Below are 18,852 nucleotides of genomic sequence, written 5' to 3'. Positions count from 1 at the left end.
CTTCACCCCTCCCCGCCGTTGGCGAAGCGGGGCATGACCTTCTCGGTGAACAGCTCCAGGCTGCGCATCGCCTTGGCGTGTTCCAGGCCGGGGTGGGTGGTCCACAGCAGGAGATGCTCGAGATTCAGTTCGGTGCGCAGCTCGTGGATCTTCTCGGCGACGTATTCGGGGGTTCCCACCAGCAGGTTGCGCGGGTGCAGGAAGTCGAAGGACAGCCGGTGGTCGGGGGTCGGTTCCTCCCCCTCCTCCATCAGGTTGCTCAGCCCTCGCCAGTGAGTCACCCACTTGTAGGTGGTCAGCAGCGATTCCTCGAAATCGCGGCGTGCCTGCTCCATGGTGTCGGCGACGTAGACGTCGCGGACCAGGCCGATGCCCTCACCCAGCGCGAACTCTCGGCCCGCGGCCTCGCTCGCCCGGTCGCGGTACAGCTCGAACCGGCTCTTGAGGGCCGAGACCGGCGGCAGCCAGAAGAGTCCCTGGATGCCGCTTTCGGCCGCTGAGGCGATCGACCGGGGACTGTCGATGACCTGCCACAGCGGCGGGTGGGGGCGCTGCAGGGTGCGGGGGACCACGGCGAGGCGGCTGATCTCGCCATCGGCCATGAACTCCTCGCTCGGAGGAGACAGGGGGTGCTCCCACTTCACGCCCGGCGCGGGAAACTCATAGAACCGACCCTTGTGGTCGAAGAAGTCGCCCTTCCACGCCTTGGTCATGATCTCCAGGCCCTCGTCGAACAGAGCCCGGTTCTGCTCCTGGTCGCGCGGGTCGGCGGCGCTGTTCAGGTTCAGCGCCTCGCGCCCGTACAGGCCCCGGCCGACGCCGACCTCGACGCGGCCCCCGGAGAGCTGGTCCAGTAGTGCGATGTCCTCGGCCAGCCGCAACGGGTGCCAGAAGGTGGAGATCGCGGCGGCCTGCCCGATGCGGATGTTCCGGGTGCGCGCGGCGATGTCGGCGCCCATGAGCACGGGGTTGGGGGTGATCTCGTACCCCTCGTGGCCGAAGTGGTGCTCGGTGTACCACACCGACCAGTAGCCGGCCGCATCCGCGGCGCAGGCGAACTCCCGGGCCTCGTCCATGACCGCGGCGTACTCGCCCAGCCGGCCGGGGGCGCCCAGTGCGTGGAAGATGGAGAATCGCATCAAGTGTCCTTTCTTTCGTCGTCCTCGCCGGGCCCGCCCGGCGCCGGGTCGGCCATGACCCCGCGCTCGCTGGCCCGGACGTGGTCGCGCATGGCCAGCTCGGCGCCGAAACCGTCCTTCTCCGCGATCCGCTCGACCACGGTCCGGTGCTCACCGAGGGAGGCGCCGGGGCGCCCGGGGCGCCGCAGCGAGCTGATGACGAGCCGGTGGTAGGCGAGCTGGTTCATCAGCTGCCGGTAGTGCGCCAGCAGCCTGGTGTTGTCGGCGCCCTGCAGGATGAGGTCGTGGAACTCGTGCACCAGGTGTGCGTAGCGGTCGGCGTCGCCCGAAGCCACCGCGGCCTCGGATGCGGCGATGTTGTGCCGGAGCAGATCGAGCTCGGGAACACTCCCGCGGCGCGCGAGCAGGCGGGCCCCCAGTCCTTCGAGCATCTCCTTGATCTGGAACAGCTCCACGACCTCGCGCCGGGAGGGCTGCCGCACGAAGGTGCCGACCCGGGCGCGGATCTCGACGAGCCCTTCGACCTGGAGCTGCTTCAGCGCCTCGCGGACGGGGGTGCGGCTCGCACCGTAGGCCTCGGCCAGCGCGCCCTCCGAGAGCGGGGTGCCCGGCGGGTGCGCGCCGCTGATGATCGCGTTGCGCAGGTCCTCCAGGACACGAGCCCGCGTTCCTGAGGGCCGGTCGGCCGGAGCGGACGTCGACCTGTCCGAAATCTCTTGCATGGCACAGAAGCTAGGCGAGAGATGTGGAGGTCGTCAAGGCGGTGACGGAACTACGGATCTACCTCCGAAAATCGAGTTAGATGGAAAATTAACCTGCCCTCTTGACGGAGCGACACGCAGAATTTAGCGTCATGTGCCATGCAACGTACTGTGCCGTCCATCACTGAGCCCCCTGACCCCTGTCGCGCTCAAGGGGGATCGAGATGAGGAGCGCGCCGCCGCAACGACACGGACTCGGCGCGGTGTTCTGGGTGTCGATCGGGGTGTCCGCGCTGTTCGTGGCGTGGGGAGTCCTCGCGCCGGACAACCAGAACGCGCTGATGAGCGCCGCGCTCGACCGGATCACGGGCGGATTCGGGTGGGTCTATCTCACCCTTCCGCTTCTGCTCCTGATCGGCCTGGTCGCACTGGCGTGCAGCCGCTACGGCCGCATCCGCCTCGGACGGGACGAGGACCGGCCCGAGTTCAAGACCTACACGTGGATCGCCATGATCCTGTGTGCCGTCATGGGGATCGGACTGGTCTCCTACGGGGTCGCCGAACCGATCTCCCACTTCAGCGAACCGCCCCACGGCCTCGCCGAGCCCCAGACCCCGCAGGCGGCCGTGCTCGCCCTGCAGTACTCGTTCTACGACTGGGGCCTGCACGCATGGGCGATCTTTGCGACCTTCGGCTTGGCCCTCGGCTACTCGATGTACCGAAAGCAGCGTCCAGGGCTGGTCAGCGCCATGTTCACCCCGCTGTTGGGCCGCCGGGCGTCCGGCCCGCTCGGCTCGGCGATCGACGTCTTCGCGGTCTTCGCGACCCTGTTCGGCACCACGACGTCGCTGGGGCTGGGCGCCATGCAGATCGACAACGGCCTCAACCGGCTCATCGGCACCCCGACCGGAACGCTCACCCAGATCATCGTCATCATCGTGGTGACGGCGCTGTTCAGCCTGTCCGCCGCCTCCGGGGTACAGCGGGGTATCCGCTTCACCAGTGAAGCCAACCTCTCCTTGGCCTCGCTCCTGCTGCTGTTCGTCCTGGCCCTGGGCCCCACGGCCTTCCTGATCAGCCTGTTCTTCGAGTCGCTCGGCCGGTACGTGAACGACTTCGTCCTGATGAGCCTGCGCGGGCCGGCCTTCGGAGACGTCGGCTGGATGCAGAGCTGGACCTTCTTCATGATGGCGTGGTGGATCTCCTGGGGCGCCTTCGTCGGCGTGTTCCTGGCGCGCATCTCCCGCGGCAGGACGATCCGCCAGTTCGTCGGCGTCGTGCTGGGAGCGCCCAGCCTGGCCTTCTTCGCTTGGTTCTCGGTCTTCGGAGGCTCGGCCATCGAACTCGACCTCAACCACGCCACGGACATCGCCGGCAAGACCGCCCAGGACATCAACAACGCCTTCTTCGCGACTCTCGCCGAATTCCCGCTGCCCGCCCTCACCGCCGGCATCGTGGTCCTGCTCGCCCTGCTTTTCTTCATCTCCGGGGCGGACGCCAACACCTATGTACTGGGCATGCTCACCACCAAGGGCTCGGTGCAGCCCCGAATCCCGGTTCTGCTGCTCTGGGGCGCCATGACCGGCGCGCTGGCGACCATCCTGCTGCTCTCCGGCGGCCTGCAGGCGCTGCAGCAGACGGTGATCGTCTCCTCGGCCCCCTTCATCGTCGTCATCGTCGGCGTGGCGGTCGCGTTCTGGAGAGACCTGCGGACCGACCCGCTGATCACCACGGAAACCCCGCCCGCCGCTCTTCCGGCGGAGGAAAGGAGTGAAAGAGCATGACCACCGGCCTCCTGACGGCGGACGAGGTCCGAGACGCCTGGCACGCCGCATGGAACACCGGCCAGGTCGACGCCCTCGATGCGATCCTGGCGCCGCAGTACCTGCGGTACACGGCGAGCAACCGCGAAGGCCAGGGCCTTGCAGCCTTCAAAGAGTCCATCGCGCTCTGTCGGGCCGCCTTCCCCGACCTGTCGACAGCCATCGTTGATCTGGTGAGAGAGGGCGACCGGATCGCCATTCGCTGGGAGAGCGCGGGAACGCACAGCGGCTCCATGCTCGGCGTCCCGCCGACGGGTCGTTCCGTGGCCGTCTCGGGAGCCACGTTCGCCCACCTCGACTCCGGATTGATCCATGCCGAACACGTCACCTGGGACCCTCGGGCCCTGCTCACCGCTCTCGGCATCATCAGCCTCGAGTCCGGTGCCTGATCAATCGACCACTGCGAATGGAGGAACCATGCCCCTCACGTCTGAGGCCGTCGACATCGAGACACTCAAGCAGGTCCATCGGTCCTTCGTCTCCGGCGTCACCATCGTCACCACCAACGTCGAGGGCCGTCCCCGGGGCCTGGCGGTCAACGCGTTCTCCAGCGTATCCCTCGACCCTCCGCTGGTCCTGGTCTGCGTGCAGAAGACGTCTTCGACCTATCCCTCGCTCTTCGCCTCCACACACTTCGGCGTGAACATCCTCGCGGCCGACCAGGCCGACATCGTCGCGCGCTTCGCATCCAAGTCCGGTGACAAGTTCTCCGGAGTCGCCTGGCGGCCGGCGACGGCCGAGACCCCGATCATCGAAGGCACCTCCGCGAGCCTGGTCGCGCGGATCGGCGAGCGGCTGCAGACGAACACGCACACCGTCTTCATGGGACGCGTGGTCGAGGCCGAGTACAGTTCGGCGCCGCCCATGGTCTACAGCGGCGGTCGGTTCTACGACGGTGGCCGGCTCATCCCGGCCCCGGAGGCCGACCGGTAGCCGCCCAAGCGGACGGCGTCGTGACCCTCGTCGAGTTCCTGCAGGCCCGGTTGGACGAGGACGAGCGGGTGGCGCGTCAAGCCGCTGCGGAGCGATGGCGGGCAGCGGATACGCGGCTGGAGAACGGCGGACACGCCGCGACCGTCGCCGACAGCACCGAGTCGGGGACGGTGAACACCCTGTTCCCGGCGATCGTCGCCCAGCTCCGGCCCGACAACGGCCATCTCGGCGCCTCTTGACCGCGCGGGCGGGCCGGTCGGCGCCCCCGACCGGCCCGCCCGCGCGGTCACATGTGCAGGATGGTGCGCAGGCCGCGGCCGTTGCGCAGGTCGTCCAGGGCGTCGTCGGCCTCCTCCAGCCGGGCGCTGCGGCCGATCATCCGGTCCAGTGGCAGCCGCCCCGACAGATACATCCGGGCCAGCCGGGGGGAGTCGACCGAGGGAACGCTGGAGCCGTAGTTGCAGCCCAGGACGGCGCCGCTCCCCGGACCGATCACATCAGGCCCTCCCCGGCGCGCCGCTTCCCGTTCGGCCGGACCCCGTCCTACGCTGCGATGCAGTGCGGGGGGAACCGCTGACCGGCGGTGCGGCCGCTTTCGCGCGGCGCCGTCGCGCCGGGTGCGCCTTCCACGCACGCACGGCGGCGCGGGGCCCATCCGCCCGCCGCGTTCGCGGCATCCCGTCACGAGGCGGCGCCGGGACGACCGCGCGGGGCTTTTCGGGGGTGAGGGAACGGATGGAGATCGGTTACAAGCTGGCGTCGGAGGCCTTCGGGCCGGACGAACTGGTCCGGCAGGCGGTACTGGCCGAACAGGCCGGGTTCGACTTCGTGGAGATGAGCGACCACTTCCACCCGTGGCTGGACGTCCAGGGGCACTCGTCGTTCAGCTGGACGGTGTTCGGCGCCATCACGGCGCGGACCGAGCGTATCGGGCTGGTGAGCGGCGTGACCTGTCCGACCGTGCGCTACCATCCGGCGATCATCGCCCAGGCCGCCGCGACGCTCGCCCTGCTCTCCGGCGGCCGGTTCGTCCTCGGCGTCGGATCGGGGGAGCGGCTCAACGAGCACGTCGTGGGCCGCGGGTTCCCCGACTCGGTCCGGGTGCGCCACGAGATGCTGCGCGAGGCGCTGGAGATCATCCGGCTGCTGTGGCGCGGCGGGTACCGTTCCTACGAGGGCCGGCACCTGCGGCTGGAGGACGCCCGGGTGTTCGATCTTCCCGAGGAGCCGCCGCTGATCGCGGTGGCGGCCAGCGGGGAGGCCGCGGCGCGGATCGCCGCCGAGCTCGGAGACGGACTGTTCGCGAACGAGGCGAAGCCGGAGATCGTCCGGTACTACCACGACGCCGGCGGCACCGGTCCCGGCTACGCCGAGGTACCCGTGGCCTGGGCCGCCGACGAGCACACCGCGGCGCGGGCCGTCCTGGACACCTCGCGGTGGGCCCTGACCGGGTGGAAGGTGATGAGCGAGCTGCCCAACCCGGTCAACTTCGCCGCGGCGACCACCACCGTCCGCGAGGAGGACGTCCGGACGCTGTTCGCCTGCGGACCGGATCCGGACCGCCACATCGAGACCGCCCGGCAGTTCGTCGACGCCGGCTTCGACCGGCTGGTCATGCAGAACGCCGGCCCCGACTCCGACGGGTTCATCGACTTCTACCGGCGCGAGCTGAACGAACCGATCCGCCGGCTCACCCCGCGCCGGACGCGGTAGCCGGACCGGGCCCGGATCCGAGGGCACCCCGTCCAGGCCTCCGACCGCGGTGCCGGCCGTTCCCCTGGACGTCCAGGGGAACGGCCGGCACCGCGGTGGCGCATTCTCGAGCAGCGCGAGGACGTCTCAGCCGATGGTGTGGTCACAGGTTCCGCGAAACGCCGCGCAACGCGTCCGCCAGACCGCCTGGCGGACCGTCCTGGCGGCCGCGACCGCGGCACTGGCCTGGTGGCTCGCCCAACTCGTCCTCGGCGAACCCACCCCGATCTTCGCTCCGATCGCCGCGATGGTCAGCCTGCTCGACGCGCCGGGGACGCGGGGCCGACGCGCGTTCCGCGTCATCGGCGGCGTCGTGGTGGGGGTCGTCGTCGGCGAGGTCCTGGTGCGCCATCTGGGAACGGGGGCCTGGGAGATCGGGGCGGCCGCGGGGATCGCCGTCCTCCTGGCGTCGATGTTCAGCACGAACCCGCTGACCGTCATACAGGCCGGTATCGCGGCGTTGCTGGTGGTCGCCATGCACACTCCGGAAGCCGGATCCGACCGCCTGCTCAGCGCGCTGATCGGCGGGCTCCTGGCGCTCGTGGTCAGCCAGGTGCTGGCGACCCCCGGTCCACCGGCCATGCTCGGGCGCGCCGCGCGTGCGGCGTTGACCCCGGCGGTCCAGGGTCTGCGCGGCGTCGGCCGGGCTCTCACCGGCTCCGATCCCGCGGCGGCGCACGACGCCCTGGAGACCCTTCGCGCCGGATACCGGGAACTGGTCGCGCTGCACGCGGCCCGGGAGACCGGCCGCGAGATCGTCCGCTGGACGCTGCGCGGGCGCGGACAACGGCGCAGCGTGCGCGAACTCGACGACCGCCTCGCTCGCCTGGACTCCCTCTACACCGATGCCCTCCTCGTCGCGCACGCCGCCCACGAGCTCGTCGACCGACGGTGCGCGGTCCCCGAGCGGGTGGTCCGCGCGGTCGGCGACCTCGCCCGGGCGGTGGAGGTGCTCGCCGAAGACATCCGCTCCGCGGAACGCCGCCGTCACGCCCGCGAGCTGGCCGAGCCGCTGACCCGGCTCGCCGCCGCCGACGACGCGCCCCATTCCCTCGCCACGCTCGTCGCCGAGGTGCGCCTGGCCGCCCTCGACCTCACCGACCTCGCACGGTGAACCCCGGGAGCTCGCCGGAGGCATGAGACCGCTCGCCCGCGAGAGCGGTGTGCTCGACGTTAAATTCGGTTTTTGCACAGGCGGCCCGGTCTCTTTCCGTCATTGCCGCACACGGACCGTAGCCTTGTTGGGGACTTCGTCCACGGGAGGCCGCCATGCCCCAGCCGCAGCAGCAGTCCCCGCCCGGCCGCACCGACGCCATGGACCCGAGGCCCGACCACGGCGAGGCGTCGTATCGGGGGTCGGGGCGGCTCGCCGGCAAGGCGACCGTCATCACCGGTGCCGACAGCGGCATCGGGCGGGCGGTGGCCATCGCGTTCGCCCGCGAGGGCGCCGACGTGCTCGTCGGCTACCTGGACGAGCATGACGACGCCCATGAGACCGCGAGGTGGGTGGAGGAGGCCGGCCGCACGGCCGCGCTCGTGCCGGGCGACCTCGCCGACCCGGCGCACTGCCGGGCGGTGGCCGCCAAGGCGGTGGAGGAGTTCGGCCGGATCGACGTGCTGGTCAGCAACGCGGCGTTCCAGATGACCCGCGCGTCGCTGGAGGAGATCCCCGACGAGGAGTGGGACCACACGCTCGCGACCAACCTCAGTGCGTTCTTCCACCTGGCCAAGGCCGCGGTCCCGCACATGCGGCCGGGCTCGTCCATCATCGCCTCGACGTCGGTCAACTCCGACATGCCGCCGCCGACGCTGCTGCCCTACAACGTCACCAAGGCCGGCATCGCCAACATGGCGGGGACCCTGTCGCAGCTGCTGGGAGAGAAGGGCATCCGGGTCAACAGCGTGGCGCCCGGCCCGATCTGGACGCCGCTGATCCCGGCGACGATGCCGCCGGAGCAGGTCGAGAGCTTCGGCTCCCAGGTTCCGCTGAAGCGTCCCGGTCAGCCCGCCGAAGTGGCGCCCGTGTACGTCATGCTCGCCTCCGACGAGGCCGGGTACGTCTCCGGCGCCCGCATCGCGGTCACCGGCGGCCAGCCGATCCTGTGAGCCGGAAGGGTCCCGTGGACCGGTATCCACTGAGGTTGACGGCGCCGACCAGGCCGGTGGTCTTCGGCGGGCGGGCCATCGCCCGCCGGTTGGGCCGGAAGGGCCTGCCGGACTGGCCCATCGGGGAGGCGTGGGAGGTCAGCGACGTCGAGGGAGCAGGTGCCGAGGTGATGGACGGCCCCCTCGCCGGCCGTTCCCTGCGCTCGCTGGTGGAGGATCACCCCGAGGAGCTGATGGGCCGCGGGTGGAGGGGCGCGCACTTCCCGGTGCTCACGAAGTTCATCGACGCCAGCGGCATGCTGCCCGTGCACCTGCACGCCGACGACGAGACCGCCCGGCGCCTGGAGGGCGCGGCGAACGGCAAGACCGAGGCCTGGCACGTCCTGCACGCCGCGCCGGGAGCCACCGCCCTGTGCGGCGTGCGGGAGGGGGTCGACCGCGAACGGCTCCACCGGGCGCTGCTGGCGCAGGACTTCGACTCGGTGATGCGCCGCCTGCCGGTGCGCCCCGGTGAGACGATCTACGTGCCGGGCGGAACGCTGCACAGCTTCGGCCCCGACACGCTGATCTATGAGATCGAGCAGACCTCGGACGTGCAGCAGCACGCGATGCGCTGGCGGATGGAGGACGGCTCCCCGATCGACGACGAGCAGTGGCACGCCAACCTGGAGGCGCTGCTGGAGGAGTGGAGACCCGGGGCCAGGCCCGACTTCGGCCCGGGGCTGCGGATCGGCGTCGACGACGGCGTCGAGCGTGTGTTCCTGTGCGCCGGGCCCCACTTCGCCCTCGAACGGTGGCGGGCGGGGACCGCTGCGCCCATGCGGCACGCCTTCTCGACGGCGGTGGTCCTCAGCAACGTCGGGACTCCGGTCACCGTGGTGTGCGGCGAGGTGACGCAGGAACTCGGGCGGGCCGAGTCCCTGCTCCTGCCGGCCGCCGTCGGCCGGATGGAGATCGCTGGTCCGGCGGACGTGCTGCTCGGCTACCTGCCCGACCTCGACCGGGACGTTCGGGAGCCGTTGACGGCTGCCGGATACGGCCCCGAGTCGATCGCCCAACTGGGCGAGGTCTGACGGGACGTTCGGGAGCCGTTGACGGCTGCCGGATACGGCCCCGAGTCGATCGCCCAACTGGGCGAGGTCTGACCGGCCGGCGGCCGCACACGGTGGAAGGAGGCGGGGGGAGGGGGTTCCCGCCGCCCCGGCCGGTGAGCGATGCCGGCGGCTGAGCGGAGAGCGCGGTAGACGCCGGCCGTTCAGGGCAGAGGACCGCCCCAGAACCGGTGTCGGAAGAGCGAGGAGCGTGGACACCATGTCGAGCGATCGGCCCATTCGGGGCGACCACCGCTATGAGCAGCACGTCGACTCCCCGGATCAGCACGAGGAGCGCGCGGGGAAGAGCCTGATCACCACCGACCACGACGTGATCCGGCAGTGGGCCGAAGAACGCGGAGCGAGCCCCGCCACCGTGCCCGGAAGCGAGTACGACGGCCGCCCCGGCCGCCTGCTGTTCGACTTCCCGGGCTACGGCGGTGAAGAGCTCGTACACATCACCTGGGAGGAGTGGTTCGACGCCTTCGACGAACGCCGACTGAACTTCATCTACCAGGAACACAAGAAGGACGGGCAGACCAGCAACTTCTTCCAGCTCGAAAACCCCGGACGCGATTCCTGACGGCCCGGCGGCGGGGCGGGCGCCCGCCGTGGCCGCGGCGCTCCGCCCGCCTCCGGCCGGGGAAGCGCCGAGCGGCGCTTCCCCGGCCGCGGCCGGTCAGCTCTCCCTGTTCTCGCCGAGCTCCTCCTCGATGGGGGAGGGCGGCGTGTCCGTCATGTGCTCGGCCAGGCCGGGCCTGGTCCTGGTGCGCTCACGGCTCTGGCGCGCCCGCTCGGCCCTCGTCCGCTCCTCCGGGGCGGCCGGATCGACGGGGAGCGACCGCAGGACCTCGGCCTCGTTGGCGTAGTCGCCGAGAGGAAGCGTCCGCAGGGCGCGCAGCGCCTCCTCCGAAGCGGCGTTGCGTTCGGCGCACGCCACGACCCGCTCCTTGTCGGCCGGGTAGTCCAGATCGGACAGCGCCCTCTTGACCTCGTTGACGTCGTGCAGGACCGCCATTGCTCCTCCTCAAGGGATCGGGTTGGCTGATCTCGGTCGCGGGCACGGGCTCATCCGCCCGATCCGACCTCCGCGACCGCCTGGTCGATGCGTTCGGCGAGCTCGATGTCGAGGGTGGTCACCGCCCCCACCGACACGGTCCGCACCGTGAACGCGATCCCGTCGTCGGTGATCTCATGGTGCGCGGAGTGGTCCAGATCGCGGCCGATCCGGTCGACGCGGGCCAGCAGCGGCGGAATCCGGTCGCTCGGCAGCAGCACCGATCTGGTCAGTCCGCGGGTGTCGCCCTCCCAGTCGGGCAGCCGCGTCTGAGCGGCGCGCAGGGTCTCCTCGTCGATGCGGCCCGGTGCGCCGGAGGCCCCCGTGTCGGATCGTCCGGCCGCCCCGATCGGATCACGCGTCCACTGCGCGAGCTCCTCCGGCAGTGAACCGGCCAGGCCATCGGTCAGGTCGGGCTCGGACAGGGCGACCTCCGACAGCACCGTCCGGACCAGGTGCAGACCGCGCTCGGGCGGACAGTCGAGCTCCCGGCCGACGTTCCGGGCCAGGTCGCCGGAGTCCGCCGCCGGATCGGTGCGCGCGCCGCCGGTGTCGCTCCACAGCGACGCCGGCATCCGCTGCCGCAGTGCGTCCCGTGCTTCGGGGCCGAGCTGCCGGGCCAGTGCGGCCACGACGGCCCGGATCGCGCGGCGGGCCTCCTCCGCGTCGGCGACGCCGTCGTGCGCGGCCACGCGGTCCACGAGTTCCTGGTGGGCGACCATCGGCCTTCCTCCTCCTGACGACTCCGGGGATCGGTTCGCGGCGGGGCGGGCCGGGGACGCGATGCCGGTGCTCGCCGTCGGCGGGGTGAGCGGTCCGGGTTCGTCCGCGTCCGGCCCGTCGGCCGCGGTCAGCCCGTGCTGCCCGCGGCGGTCAGTTGGCGCAGGTCATCGGGCAGGCTCTGGCGGATCCTGTCCATGATGCCGCCGGTGGTCGCCTCGTCCATGACCTCGAACAGCACCCGGATCAGGTACGCGGACTTCGGGTCGTCGGTGTGCGCCCGCTCGGTCACCCGGGAGATGAACTCGTCCTGGCCGAACCGCTGCGCCGGGATGACGTCCGCGGCGGAGGTGACCCGGCGCAGGTGCTCCCCGATCTCCACGGGAAGCTGCGCGGCGAGATCGTCGGCGAGGTCCGGGTTGATCCGCTCCGCCAGCGTCTCCAGGGTCGCCCGGGTGGCCGCCTCGGCGGCTCCGCGGCTGTCCAGGTGCGCACGCGCCTGGACCTGCCCGATGAATTCGTCGTGCTTCATCTTCTTCTTCCCCTGCTCCGTATCGGCGGAGGAGCGCGGCTCCTCCGCCCTTCCGAGGTACGGGCGCCCCTGTTGACGCGGACGGTCCGTGCCGGGACTGGAAATCTCCACGGGCGGCGGAGTGGGCGCCGCCCCACTCCAGCGGTGCCGCGGCGCCCGCTCCCGCGAGGCGCATCCACGTGCCCGTGCGGTCGGCCCCTACCAAAAGACCAGGTGATTATGCTCAGGCGGCGAGCGGTGATGGAGGACGCACCTCGTGCGGACGCGGTCGGGGACCGCTGTCCCACCGCCGGGCGGCGGCGGGCGAGGTCCGGCGGGGCGACGCAGCCGCACACGGGCGAGGACCGTCCGTGCGGGCCGGGGAGTCGGGTTCCGCTGCCCGGAGAAGGCCTGAGGACTCCGGGGAGTGGGGGGCGCGTCAGCCGGTGTAGGCCTCGACCAGGGCGCGCAGCATCGGGGAGCAGCCCGCCTCGACGGTGAGCGTCGCGATCCCGTCGGCCCGGGTCGCGCCCCGGTTGAGGATCGCCACCGGCTTGCCCTGGTCGGCGGCGCGCTTGACGAACCGCCGCCCCGACAGCACGGTCAGCGAGGAGCCCGCCACCAGCAGGGCGGCCGCCTCGTCGACGAGCCGGTACCCGTCCAGCACGCGGTCCTTGGGCACGTTCTCACCGAAGTACACGATGTCGGGTTTGAGTATCCCGCCACAGGTCTCGCAGTCGGCCACCCGGAACCCCCGGGTCGAGGCCAGGACCGCATCGGCGTCGGGGGCGATCTCCACGTCGGCGACCCCGCCGGTGAAGCCCGGGTTCAGCGCCGTGAGGCGTTCGGCCAGGCGCGACCGGGAGACCGCCCGCGAGCAGGAGAGGCAGACGACCCGGTCGTAGCGGCCGTGCAGGTCGATGACCCGCCTGCTGCCCGCTATCTCGTGCAGGGTGTCCACGTTCTGGGTGATGATGCCGGAGAGGACGCCGAGCGCCTCCAGCCCGGCCAGCGCGCGGTGGCCGTCGTTGGGCCGTGTCCGGTGGACGTGGCGCCAACCGACGTGGTTGCGGGCCCAGTAGTGGCGCCGGAACGCGGCGTCGCCGACGAACTGCTGGTACGTCATCGGCTTCCGCGGAGGCGAGTCCGGTCCCCGGTAGTCCGGGATCCCCGAGTCGGTGGAGACGCCCGCCCCGGTCAGCGCGAGGACCGGCCCCCGCCCGAGGACCTCGCGTATCCGGGCGGCCCCGGCCTTCAGGTCGTCGACGTCGAGCGCGTTGGTCACGGTACGAGGGTAAGCGCCGCCGCGCACACCCCGGCTCCGGCCGTGCGCCGTTGCCCTTGGGGCCGGAACGGGTGCCGGTGGGCGAAGAGCCACGGGCGCTGCGGCCTCCCGCGGCCGCAGCCCCTCGGGGAGCGGATGGACCGGGTCCGCCTCGACGCGCCGTCCTCGACCGGGAGGGGGTTCGACGCCACCGGATATCGGGGGTCGGGCGACCTGGCGCGGAAAGGGCTCGCGCTGCTGGAGAACGCGCCGACCGAGCGCAGGGCCCTATCGTGTGGGCCCTGCGCGAGGGCACGCACCGAGCGTGGTGTTCCCGATTCCAAGGCGCCGGAGCGTTCGTGGCAGGAGGCCCGTCACCATCACCGCCGCTCCACCGCCCGGACGAGGTCGTTGGTGGCCGCCGCGATGATTCCCGGATGGTCTTCGGGGGTGAAGTGCCGCCCTCCGGGGATGCGCAGCAGCGGCGCTTCCAAATCGGCGGCGAGCCGCTCGCCGTAGTGGAGTTTCTGGAACCGGTCAGCGGTTCCCCACACCACGCGGGCGGGCACCCGCAAACGGGCCAGGTCGCCGCACACGGCCAGGGTGTCGCCCACGTCGAGGGCGCGGACCTGGCGGGCCAGCGCCGCGGCCCCGTCGTGGGCCGCGTACTGGCGCCGGTGCACCCGGTAGGAGCGTCGCGCCGCAGCCAGGTCATCGTGGCCGCGCAGGATGAGGGAGGCGAGCAGTGGCCGCAGGGCGGCCGGCGGCAGACGTTCCAGGAGCCCCGCCGATCCCTGGAGCGCCTTCACCGACGGGATCGGCCAGGAGTCGTAACCGATGGCGTTGGTGAGCAGCAGGCCCGCACAGCTCTCCGGGCGCCGTACCGCCGCGATCTGCGCCACTCCGCCCCCCAGGTCGTGGCCGACGAACACGGCGCGTTCAACGCCGATCGCCTCCAGCCATCCCAGGAGGTAGTCGGCCTGGCGGGCCACGGAGATGTCACGGCCTCGACCGGCGGGGACGCTCTCACCGTAGCCAACCATCTCGAAGGCGAGGCAGCGTGCCGCCTTGACGTGCGAAAGCACATCGCGCCACAGGCCGGGCGAGGTGGGGATGCCGTGGATGAACACCACCGCAGTCGCGGTACCGGGTCCCGTCTCCTCCCAGCGCACGGGTACACCGTCCACTGAAACCGTGTGTGATTCCACCATCACGGGCCTCTGCCCGTACTCCTCCGCCTTAACCCGGTGGAACCGGCCTCCGCGGTTCCAGCCGGACACGGCCGGGGCGACTGTGTCGTGTCGCTGACGAAGTCTCCTCCCCGGGTCGGCGCATGTGCTGCGGTGGGTGGTGAGTCCGCTGCGGCATACGGTGCCGCAGCGGTTGCCCCGGCCGTCCTCGCGGATCTGCGGGCACGGCCGGCAGCACTCGACGACTTCGAGTAAGACGGAAACGGGCCGGAAAGGCGCGGCTTCCGCGCTCCGAGGGACCGATGCGGAAGGGGATTCTCATGGCACGCATCCCGGTGCACACCATCGACGACGCGCCCGAAGCGGCTCGCGAGACCCTGGAGGCGCTGCGGCGCAAGCAGGGCAAGCTGCTCAACATCCATGCCGAGATGGCGCACGCTCCCGTGGTGCTGGCCGCCTACCACGGCATGCAGCAGGCCATCGCCGAGCACGGAAGCTTCGACGCCAGGACCCGCGAAGCCATCGCGCTCGCCGTGGGAGCCGTGGACGGATGCGACTACTGCCAGTCCGCGCACACCCTGGGGGCCAAGGCAGCGGGCATGACACTCGACCAGACCGTCGAAGTCCGCTCCGGCGAGGTCGCCTTCGACCCCGAGCTCGCCGCGCTCGTCACGCTCGCCCGCCAGATCACCGCCGACCGGGGCGACGTCGATGACTCCGCGTGGAAGGCCGCCCGGCAGGCCGGATGGAGCGATACCGAACTCACCGAGCTCTTCGCGCACGTCGCTGTGAACCTCTACACCAACTTCTTCAACCACTACGCCGAAACAGAGCTCGACGTCCCACCCGCCCCCGGCCTGCGGCACTGACTCCCCGGCCGCCGCGACGGAGTGCGGCGTCCCCGGGTATGCGTGCAGAGGCGACGCGGCCGGGCACCGTGGGTAGGGCCGGGTCCGGTCGGCCCCGTCAGAGAACCGGAGAGAGTGATCACCGATGATCCGCGCCGTGTGGAACGACACCGTGCCGACCGAGGCCGAATACAGCGCCGTGGTCGGGGAGACCACTGCTTTCCGCCGGCTGACGCCGTGGTCGGGAACGTTCGCGTGAGCCATGATCTGCTGGTGATCGGCGGCGGCGCGGCCGGGCTCGCCGCCGTCCGGACCGCGGTCGCCCGAGGCGCGCGCCCGCTGCTGGTCACCGATGGCCCGCCCGGGGGCGACTGCACGTTCACCGGCTGCGTCCCCTCCAAGACGCTGATCGAGGCGGCCGAGCGCGGGGAGGGCTTCGACTCCGCCGTGCGGCGGATGCGCGATGCGGTGGCGCGGATCGCGGCAGGCGAGGACGAGGCGGCGCTCGCCGCTGAGGGCGTCGACGTGCTGCGCGGACGCGCGGTGTTCCGGTCCCCGGGGGAGGTTGAAGTGGAGGGGCGCGTGGTCTCGGCCGAGCGGGTCGTGATCGCGACCGGCAGCGAGCCGCTGATCCCGCCGGTGCCCGGACTGGACGGCCTCGACCACCTCACCAACGAGACCGTGTTCGATCTGGCCGAACCGCCCCGCAGCCTGGTGGTTCTCGGCGGCGGCCCGATCGGCTGCGAACTCGCCCAGGCGTTCGCCCGCTTCGGCGCCGACGTCACCGTGGTCGAGGCCGGGGAGCGGCTGCTGTCCCACGAGGACCCCGAGGCCTCGCGGGTGGTCGCCGACCGGTTCACGGCGGAGGGCGTCGCCGTGCGCACCGGTGCGGCGGTGGCGCGGGCGCGGCCGGTGCCGGGAGGGAGCCGGCTGGAGTTCGACACCGGAGCGTCGGTGGTCGCGGACCGGGTGCTGGTCGCGGTCGGGCGCAGTCCGGTCACGGCCGGGCTGGGACTGGACGCGGCCGGAGTCGCGACCGACGAGCACGGCGCGATCCGCACCGACCCCCGCATGGCCACGACGTCCCGGCGGGGCAGCTATGCCGCGGGCGACGTGACCGGGCGGCCGGCGTTCACCCACGCCGCCGACGCCATGGGCCGGATCGCCGCCGCGAACGCGCTGCGCCGGGGCCGGGGCCGGGCGCGCTTCGACGACGCGGAGGTGCCCCGCGTCACCTTCACGTCTCCGGAGGTGGCGCAGGTCGGACTCACCGAGGCCGAGGCCGCGCGGACCCATTCCGACGCGCGGGTGGCCTACCTGCCGATGTCGGAGGTCGACCGCGCGGTCACCGCTGGGAGGACGGACGGGTTCGTGAAGATCATCGCGGTTCGGCGGACCTGGACGGGGAACCTCGGGGGCGGCCGGGTGCTGGGCGCGACCATCGTCGGCGAGCGCGCAGGGGAGCTGGTCCACGAGATCGCGCTCGCCCTGCGGATCGGGATGTTCACCGGCCGCCTCGCACAGACGATGCACGCCTACCCCACGCACGCGATCGCGGTGCAGCAAGCCGCGGCCCAGTTCTTCGGCGGCTACGGCGGACGCCGCGCGCGCACGGTCCGGGCACCGGGCGACCCGGACACCGGAACGGATCGGTGAGAGGCACCGCACGAGGCGCGGACAGCAGGACGTATCCGTTGGAGCGGCCCTCGCTGTCGTTGCCTTTCCGGCCAGGGCCGTCCGTCACTCCTTCGGCTCCTCGCCGCGGAGGCGGGTGCCGACGTCGAGCGTCGCCCGCTCCTCGGCCAGCAGGCGCAGCGCCTCGTCGCCGGAGATGCGCCGCCTGGGGGTGAGCAGGCTGACCAGCACCCCCGCCGCGAGGGCCGTCAGCAGGGACGGGATGACCGGATTTCCCCAGAAACCGGACCAGGACGCGATGTTCTCGACGGCCAGCGCCATCGCCGAGCCGCCGATCATGGCGGCGAGGCCGCCCTGCCACGTGGCGCGCGGCCAGAACTTGCCGAGCACGGAGGCGACCAGCAGTCCGGTGAGTACGGTCGAGATCATCAGCGTGATGTAGTCGATGATGGTGTCGGCCGTCAGCGCTCCGGCCAGCGCCAGCCCGAGCACGCCGACCAGCGCGAACCGGGAGTTGCGGACCATGTGCTCGGCCCGCGGGAGCCTTCCGGTGACGAGCTGGACGACGTCGCGCAGCAGGATCGTGACCCCGGCCACCGCGTCGGAGTCGCCCGAGGACATGGTGGCCGACAGGCCGGCGATGAGCAGGAAGGCCCCCAGCCACACCGGGAACAGCGTGGTGGCCAGGTACGGGAAGGCCAGGTCGGGGTTGTCCAGACCGGGCTCCAGCGTGCGGGCCGCGAGGCCCGCGACGGCCGGCAGCACCGCGAACACGGCGAACAGCAGTCCGACCCAGGCGAAGCTGCGCCGCACGGTCCGCACGTTCGCCGCGGAGTAGATCCGCTGCCGGTAGGACGGCGTGGCCAGAACGCCCACGGCGATGACCAGGGCCAGCGACACCGCCGGCAGCACCCCCAGCGCCTCCACGCCCAGCATCGAGGTGGCCGCGGAGGGCGCGCCCTCCGCGATGCCGTCGAGTCCGCCGATCCGCACCAGGGCGACGACCGCGAGGACGGAGAAGCCGACGAACAGGATCGTGCCCTGCACCGCGTCGGTGATCACGACCGCGAGGTAGCCGCCGACGACCGTGTACAGCCCGAAGCCGAAGGCGACGACGATCTTGGCCGCGGCCGGGTCCATGCCGGTGAGGTAGGACAGGTAGAGCGCGCCGCCGAGGATGTGCGCGCCCAGCCACCCCACCGAGGCGAGCAGCAGGATGACGGAGACGACCCCTTTGATCAGGCGGCTGGCCCCGTAGTAGTAGCTCATCTCCTCGGAGAAGGTCATGAACCCGTGCCGGCGCACGTCGGAGAACAGCCAGAGCAGGGCGAAGACGCCGAAGGCCCCGCCGATGCCGTACAGCGTGCCGGCCCAGCCGTTCTCGTAGGCGAAGCCCACGGCGCCGAGGCTGGAGCCGGTGCCCACCAGGGTGGCCAGCGTGGTCCCCATGAGCAGGGGAGTGTTCAGCCTGCGCCCGGCCATCAGGAAGTCCTCCCCGCTGCCGGTGCGCCGGGCGACCCACACGCCGATGCCGAGCATCACCGCGAGTGCGCCCAGGAAGGCCAGGAGGTAGACCAGGTTGTCATCGATCATGAGAGCCTCTCCAGTGACCGGAGGTCCGGCCCGATGGGCGTCGGAGGGGGAGGGGACGCGTCGGCCCCGGCGCGGCGCGGGGGCGGACCGCTAGCCGGTCGGCCGGTACAGCACCGCGTCGATCTCGATGGCGAAGCCGGGCAGGTCGGCCTGCAGGGTGGTGCGGGCGGGCGGCTCCGCGCCGAAGTACTCCCCGAACAACTCGTTCATCTCCGCGAAGTCGCCGAGGTCGCGCAGGTAGACGCCGACCCGGACCGCGTCGGCCAGGCTCGCCCCCGCGGCCTCGGCGACCGCCGCGAGGTTGTCGAAGGTGGCTCGGGCCTGCTCGGCGAACGTCCCCTCGACGAGGGAGCGGTCCGTGCGGTGCGGGGTCGCTCCGGCGAGGTGGACGAAGTCGCCGGCGACGACCGCCTGCGAGTACGGACCTCCGGGCGGTGCGGCGTTGGACGTGCGGATCACTCGTTTGGCCATGGAAATGCTCCTCTCATG

General features: G+C 71.8%; 21 protein-coding genes. 11 read left to right on the top strand and 10 right to left on the bottom strand.

Annotated features, from left to right (window positions below):
• Positions 1–2 precede the first annotated feature (2 nt).
• Together HDA32_RS14610 and HDA32_RS14605 are read right to left on the bottom strand one after the other, a co-directional pair.
• Positions 3–1,139, bottom strand: a complete 1,137-nt coding sequence (locus HDA32_RS14610) for an LLM class flavin-dependent oxidoreductase (protein WP_179643712.1) — start codon at positions 1,137–1,139, stop codon at positions 3–5.
• A complete protein-coding gene (locus tag HDA32_RS14605; RefSeq protein WP_179643711.1) occupies positions 1,139–1,861 on the bottom strand; it encodes a GntR family transcriptional regulator in 723 nt (240 codons plus the stop codon). The genes HDA32_RS14610 and HDA32_RS14605 overlap by 1 nt, the downstream gene beginning before the upstream one ends.
• Positions 1,862–2,064: 203 nt before the next feature.
• On the opposite strand from HDA32_RS14605, the gene HDA32_RS14600 reads away from it, so the two are divergent.
• The 4 genes from HDA32_RS14600 to HDA32_RS14585 are packed head-to-tail and all read left to right on the top strand — an operon-like array spanning position 2,065 to position 4,835.
• Positions 2,065–3,624, top strand: a complete 1,560-nt coding sequence (locus HDA32_RS14600; protein WP_179643710.1) for a BCCT family transporter — start codon at positions 2,065–2,067, stop codon at positions 3,622–3,624.
• On the top strand, positions 3,621–4,052 hold the full coding sequence (locus HDA32_RS14595; protein WP_179643709.1) for an ester cyclase: 432 nt from the start codon (positions 3,621–3,623) through the stop codon (positions 4,050–4,052). Before HDA32_RS14600 ends, HDA32_RS14595 begins: the two co-directional genes overlap by 4 nt.
• 28 nt (positions 4,053–4,080) lie before the next feature.
• Complete coding sequence (locus HDA32_RS14590) at positions 4,081–4,596, top strand: flavin reductase family protein (RefSeq protein WP_179643708.1); 516 nt, start codon at positions 4,081–4,083, stop codon at positions 4,594–4,596.
• Positions 4,597–4,616: 20 nt separating this feature from the next.
• Complete coding sequence (locus tag HDA32_RS14585) at positions 4,617–4,835, top strand: DUF6221 family protein (protein WP_179643707.1); 219 nt, start codon at positions 4,617–4,619, stop codon at positions 4,833–4,835.
• A 47-nt stretch (positions 4,836–4,882) separates the two neighbouring features.
• Here HDA32_RS14585 and HDA32_RS14580 read toward each other — a convergent pair whose 3' ends face one another.
• Complete coding sequence (locus HDA32_RS14580; protein ID WP_179643706.1) at positions 4,883–5,092, bottom strand: hypothetical protein; 210 nt, start codon at positions 5,090–5,092, stop codon at positions 4,883–4,885.
• A 239-nt stretch (positions 5,093–5,331) separates the two neighbouring features.
• Here HDA32_RS14580 and HDA32_RS14575 point away from each other — a divergent pair, with 239 nt between their 5' ends.
• The 5 genes from HDA32_RS14575 (at position 5,332) to HDA32_RS14555 (ending at position 10,128) form a co-directional block, all read left to right on the top strand.
• Positions 5,332–6,309, top strand: a complete 978-nt coding sequence (locus HDA32_RS14575) for a TIGR03557 family F420-dependent LLM class oxidoreductase (protein WP_179643705.1) — start codon at positions 5,332–5,334, stop codon at positions 6,307–6,309.
• A gap of 133 nt (positions 6,310–6,442) precedes the next feature.
• Positions 6,443–7,462, top strand: a complete 1,020-nt coding sequence (locus HDA32_RS14570; RefSeq protein ID WP_179643704.1) for an FUSC family protein — start codon at positions 6,443–6,445, stop codon at positions 7,460–7,462.
• Positions 7,463–7,617: 155 nt separating this feature from the next.
• Positions 7,618–8,454 carry an SDR family oxidoreductase gene (locus HDA32_RS14565; protein WP_179643703.1) on the top strand — a complete coding sequence of 279 codons (837 nt, stop codon included), beginning with the start codon at positions 7,618–7,620 and terminating at the stop codon, positions 8,452–8,454.
• Positions 8,455–8,489: 35 nt separating this feature from the next.
• The gene (locus HDA32_RS14560) at positions 8,490–9,527 is read left to right on the top strand and encodes a class I mannose-6-phosphate isomerase (RefSeq protein WP_218882459.1); all 1,038 of its coding nucleotides are present in this window, start codon (positions 8,490–8,492) and stop codon (positions 9,525–9,527) included.
• A 238-nt stretch (positions 9,528–9,765) separates the two neighbouring features.
• Complete coding sequence (locus tag HDA32_RS14555; RefSeq protein ID WP_179643701.1) at positions 9,766–10,128, top strand: hypothetical protein; 363 nt, start codon at positions 9,766–9,768, stop codon at positions 10,126–10,128.
• 96 nt (positions 10,129–10,224) lie between these two features.
• Here the strand turns inward: HDA32_RS14555 and HDA32_RS14550 are convergent, their stop codons facing one another.
• The 5 genes from HDA32_RS14550 to HDA32_RS14530 form a co-directional block, all read right to left on the bottom strand.
• Positions 10,225–10,563 carry a DUF2795 domain-containing protein gene (locus HDA32_RS14550; RefSeq protein WP_179643700.1) on the bottom strand — a complete coding sequence of 113 codons (339 nt, stop codon included), beginning with the start codon at positions 10,561–10,563 and terminating at the stop codon, positions 10,225–10,227.
• Positions 10,564–10,613: 50 nt separating this feature from the next.
• On the bottom strand, positions 10,614–11,324 hold the full coding sequence (locus HDA32_RS14545; protein ID WP_179643699.1) for a DUF2267 domain-containing protein: 711 nt from the start codon (positions 11,322–11,324) through the stop codon (positions 10,614–10,616).
• Positions 11,325–11,452: 128 nt separating this feature from the next.
• Positions 11,453–11,854: a DUF2267 domain-containing protein gene (locus HDA32_RS14540; RefSeq protein WP_179643698.1), complete on the bottom strand. Its 402-nt coding sequence runs from the start codon at positions 11,852–11,854 to the stop codon at positions 11,453–11,455.
• 418 nt (positions 11,855–12,272) lie between these two features.
• Positions 12,273–13,118, bottom strand: coding sequence for an NAD-dependent protein deacetylase (locus HDA32_RS14535; protein WP_179643697.1), 846 nt, complete (start codon positions 13,116–13,118; stop codon positions 12,273–12,275).
• 359 nt (positions 13,119–13,477) lie between these two features.
• Positions 13,478–14,284, bottom strand: coding sequence for an alpha/beta fold hydrolase (locus tag HDA32_RS14530; protein WP_218882458.1), 807 nt, complete (start codon positions 14,282–14,284; stop codon positions 13,478–13,480).
• A 323-nt stretch (positions 14,285–14,607) separates the two neighbouring features.
• On the opposite strand from HDA32_RS14530, the gene HDA32_RS14525 reads away from it, so the two are divergent.
• A complete protein-coding gene (locus HDA32_RS14525) occupies positions 14,608–15,156 on the top strand; it encodes a carboxymuconolactone decarboxylase family protein (protein ID WP_179643696.1) in 549 nt (182 codons plus the stop codon).
• A gap of 234 nt (positions 15,157–15,390) precedes the next feature.
• Positions 15,391–16,791: a dihydrolipoyl dehydrogenase family protein gene (locus HDA32_RS14520; RefSeq protein WP_179643695.1), complete on the top strand. Its 1,401-nt coding sequence runs from the start codon at positions 15,391–15,393 to the stop codon at positions 16,789–16,791.
• A gap of 84 nt (positions 16,792–16,875) precedes the next feature.
• Here the strand turns inward: HDA32_RS14520 and HDA32_RS14515 are convergent, their stop codons facing one another.
• Together HDA32_RS14515 and HDA32_RS14510 are read right to left on the bottom strand one after the other, a co-directional pair.
• Positions 16,876–18,363 (bottom strand): sodium:solute symporter family protein, encoded by a 1,488-nt coding sequence (locus HDA32_RS14515; RefSeq protein WP_179643694.1) that lies wholly within the window; start codon positions 18,361–18,363, stop codon positions 16,876–16,878.
• A gap of 90 nt (positions 18,364–18,453) precedes the next feature.
• Complete coding sequence (locus tag HDA32_RS14510) at positions 18,454–18,834, bottom strand: RidA family protein (protein ID WP_179643693.1); 381 nt, start codon at positions 18,832–18,834, stop codon at positions 18,454–18,456.
• Positions 18,835–18,852 lie beyond the last annotated feature (18 nt).

This window comes from Spinactinospora alkalitolerans (assembly GCF_013408795.1).
GTDB classification, from domain to species: domain Bacteria; phylum Actinomycetota; class Actinomycetes; order Streptosporangiales; family Streptosporangiaceae; genus Spinactinospora; species Spinactinospora alkalitolerans.
This window is presented reverse-complemented; position numbering and strand designations above follow the sequence as displayed.

Bases quoted from the DNA above. Each gene is read 5' to 3' on its own strand.
- HDA32_RS14610 (WP_179643712.1), bottom strand. From the start codon at position 1,139: ATGCGATTCTCCATCTTCCACGCACTGGGCGCCCCCGGCCGGCTGGGC.
- HDA32_RS14515 (WP_179643694.1), bottom strand. From the start codon at position 18,363: ATGATCGATGACAACCTGGTCTACCTCCTGGCCTTCCTGGGCGCACTC.
- HDA32_RS14575 (WP_179643705.1), top strand. From the start codon at position 5,332: ATGGAGATCGGTTACAAGCTGGCGTCGGAGGCCTTCGGGCCGGACGAA.
- HDA32_RS14525 (WP_179643696.1), top strand. From the start codon at position 14,608: ATGGCACGCATCCCGGTGCACACCATCGACGACGCGCCCGAAGCGGCT.
- HDA32_RS14590 (WP_179643708.1), top strand. From the start codon at position 4,081: ATGCCCCTCACGTCTGAGGCCGTCGACATCGAGACACTCAAGCAGGTC.
- HDA32_RS14595 (WP_179643709.1), top strand. From the start codon at position 3,621: ATGACCACCGGCCTCCTGACGGCGGACGAGGTCCGAGACGCCTGGCAC.
- HDA32_RS14570 (WP_179643704.1), top strand. From the start codon at position 6,443: ATGGTGTGGTCACAGGTTCCGCGAAACGCCGCGCAACGCGTCCGCCAG.
- HDA32_RS14565 (WP_179643703.1), top strand. From the start codon at position 7,618: ATGCCCCAGCCGCAGCAGCAGTCCCCGCCCGGCCGCACCGACGCCATG.
- HDA32_RS14545 (WP_179643699.1), bottom strand. From the start codon at position 11,324: ATGGTCGCCCACCAGGAACTCGTGGACCGCGTGGCCGCGCACGACGGC.
- HDA32_RS14550 (WP_179643700.1), bottom strand. From the start codon at position 10,563: ATGGCGGTCCTGCACGACGTCAACGAGGTCAAGAGGGCGCTGTCCGAT.
- HDA32_RS14540 (WP_179643698.1), bottom strand. From the start codon at position 11,854: ATGAAGCACGACGAATTCATCGGGCAGGTCCAGGCGCGTGCGCACCTG.
- HDA32_RS14600 (WP_179643710.1), top strand. From the start codon at position 2,065: ATGAGGAGCGCGCCGCCGCAACGACACGGACTCGGCGCGGTGTTCTGG.
- HDA32_RS14605 (WP_179643711.1), bottom strand. From the start codon at position 1,861: ATGCAAGAGATTTCGGACAGGTCGACGTCCGCTCCGGCCGACCGGCCC.
- HDA32_RS14510 (WP_179643693.1), bottom strand. From the start codon at position 18,834: ATGGCCAAACGAGTGATCCGCACGTCCAACGCCGCACCGCCCGGAGGT.
- HDA32_RS14555 (WP_179643701.1), top strand. From the start codon at position 9,766: ATGTCGAGCGATCGGCCCATTCGGGGCGACCACCGCTATGAGCAGCAC.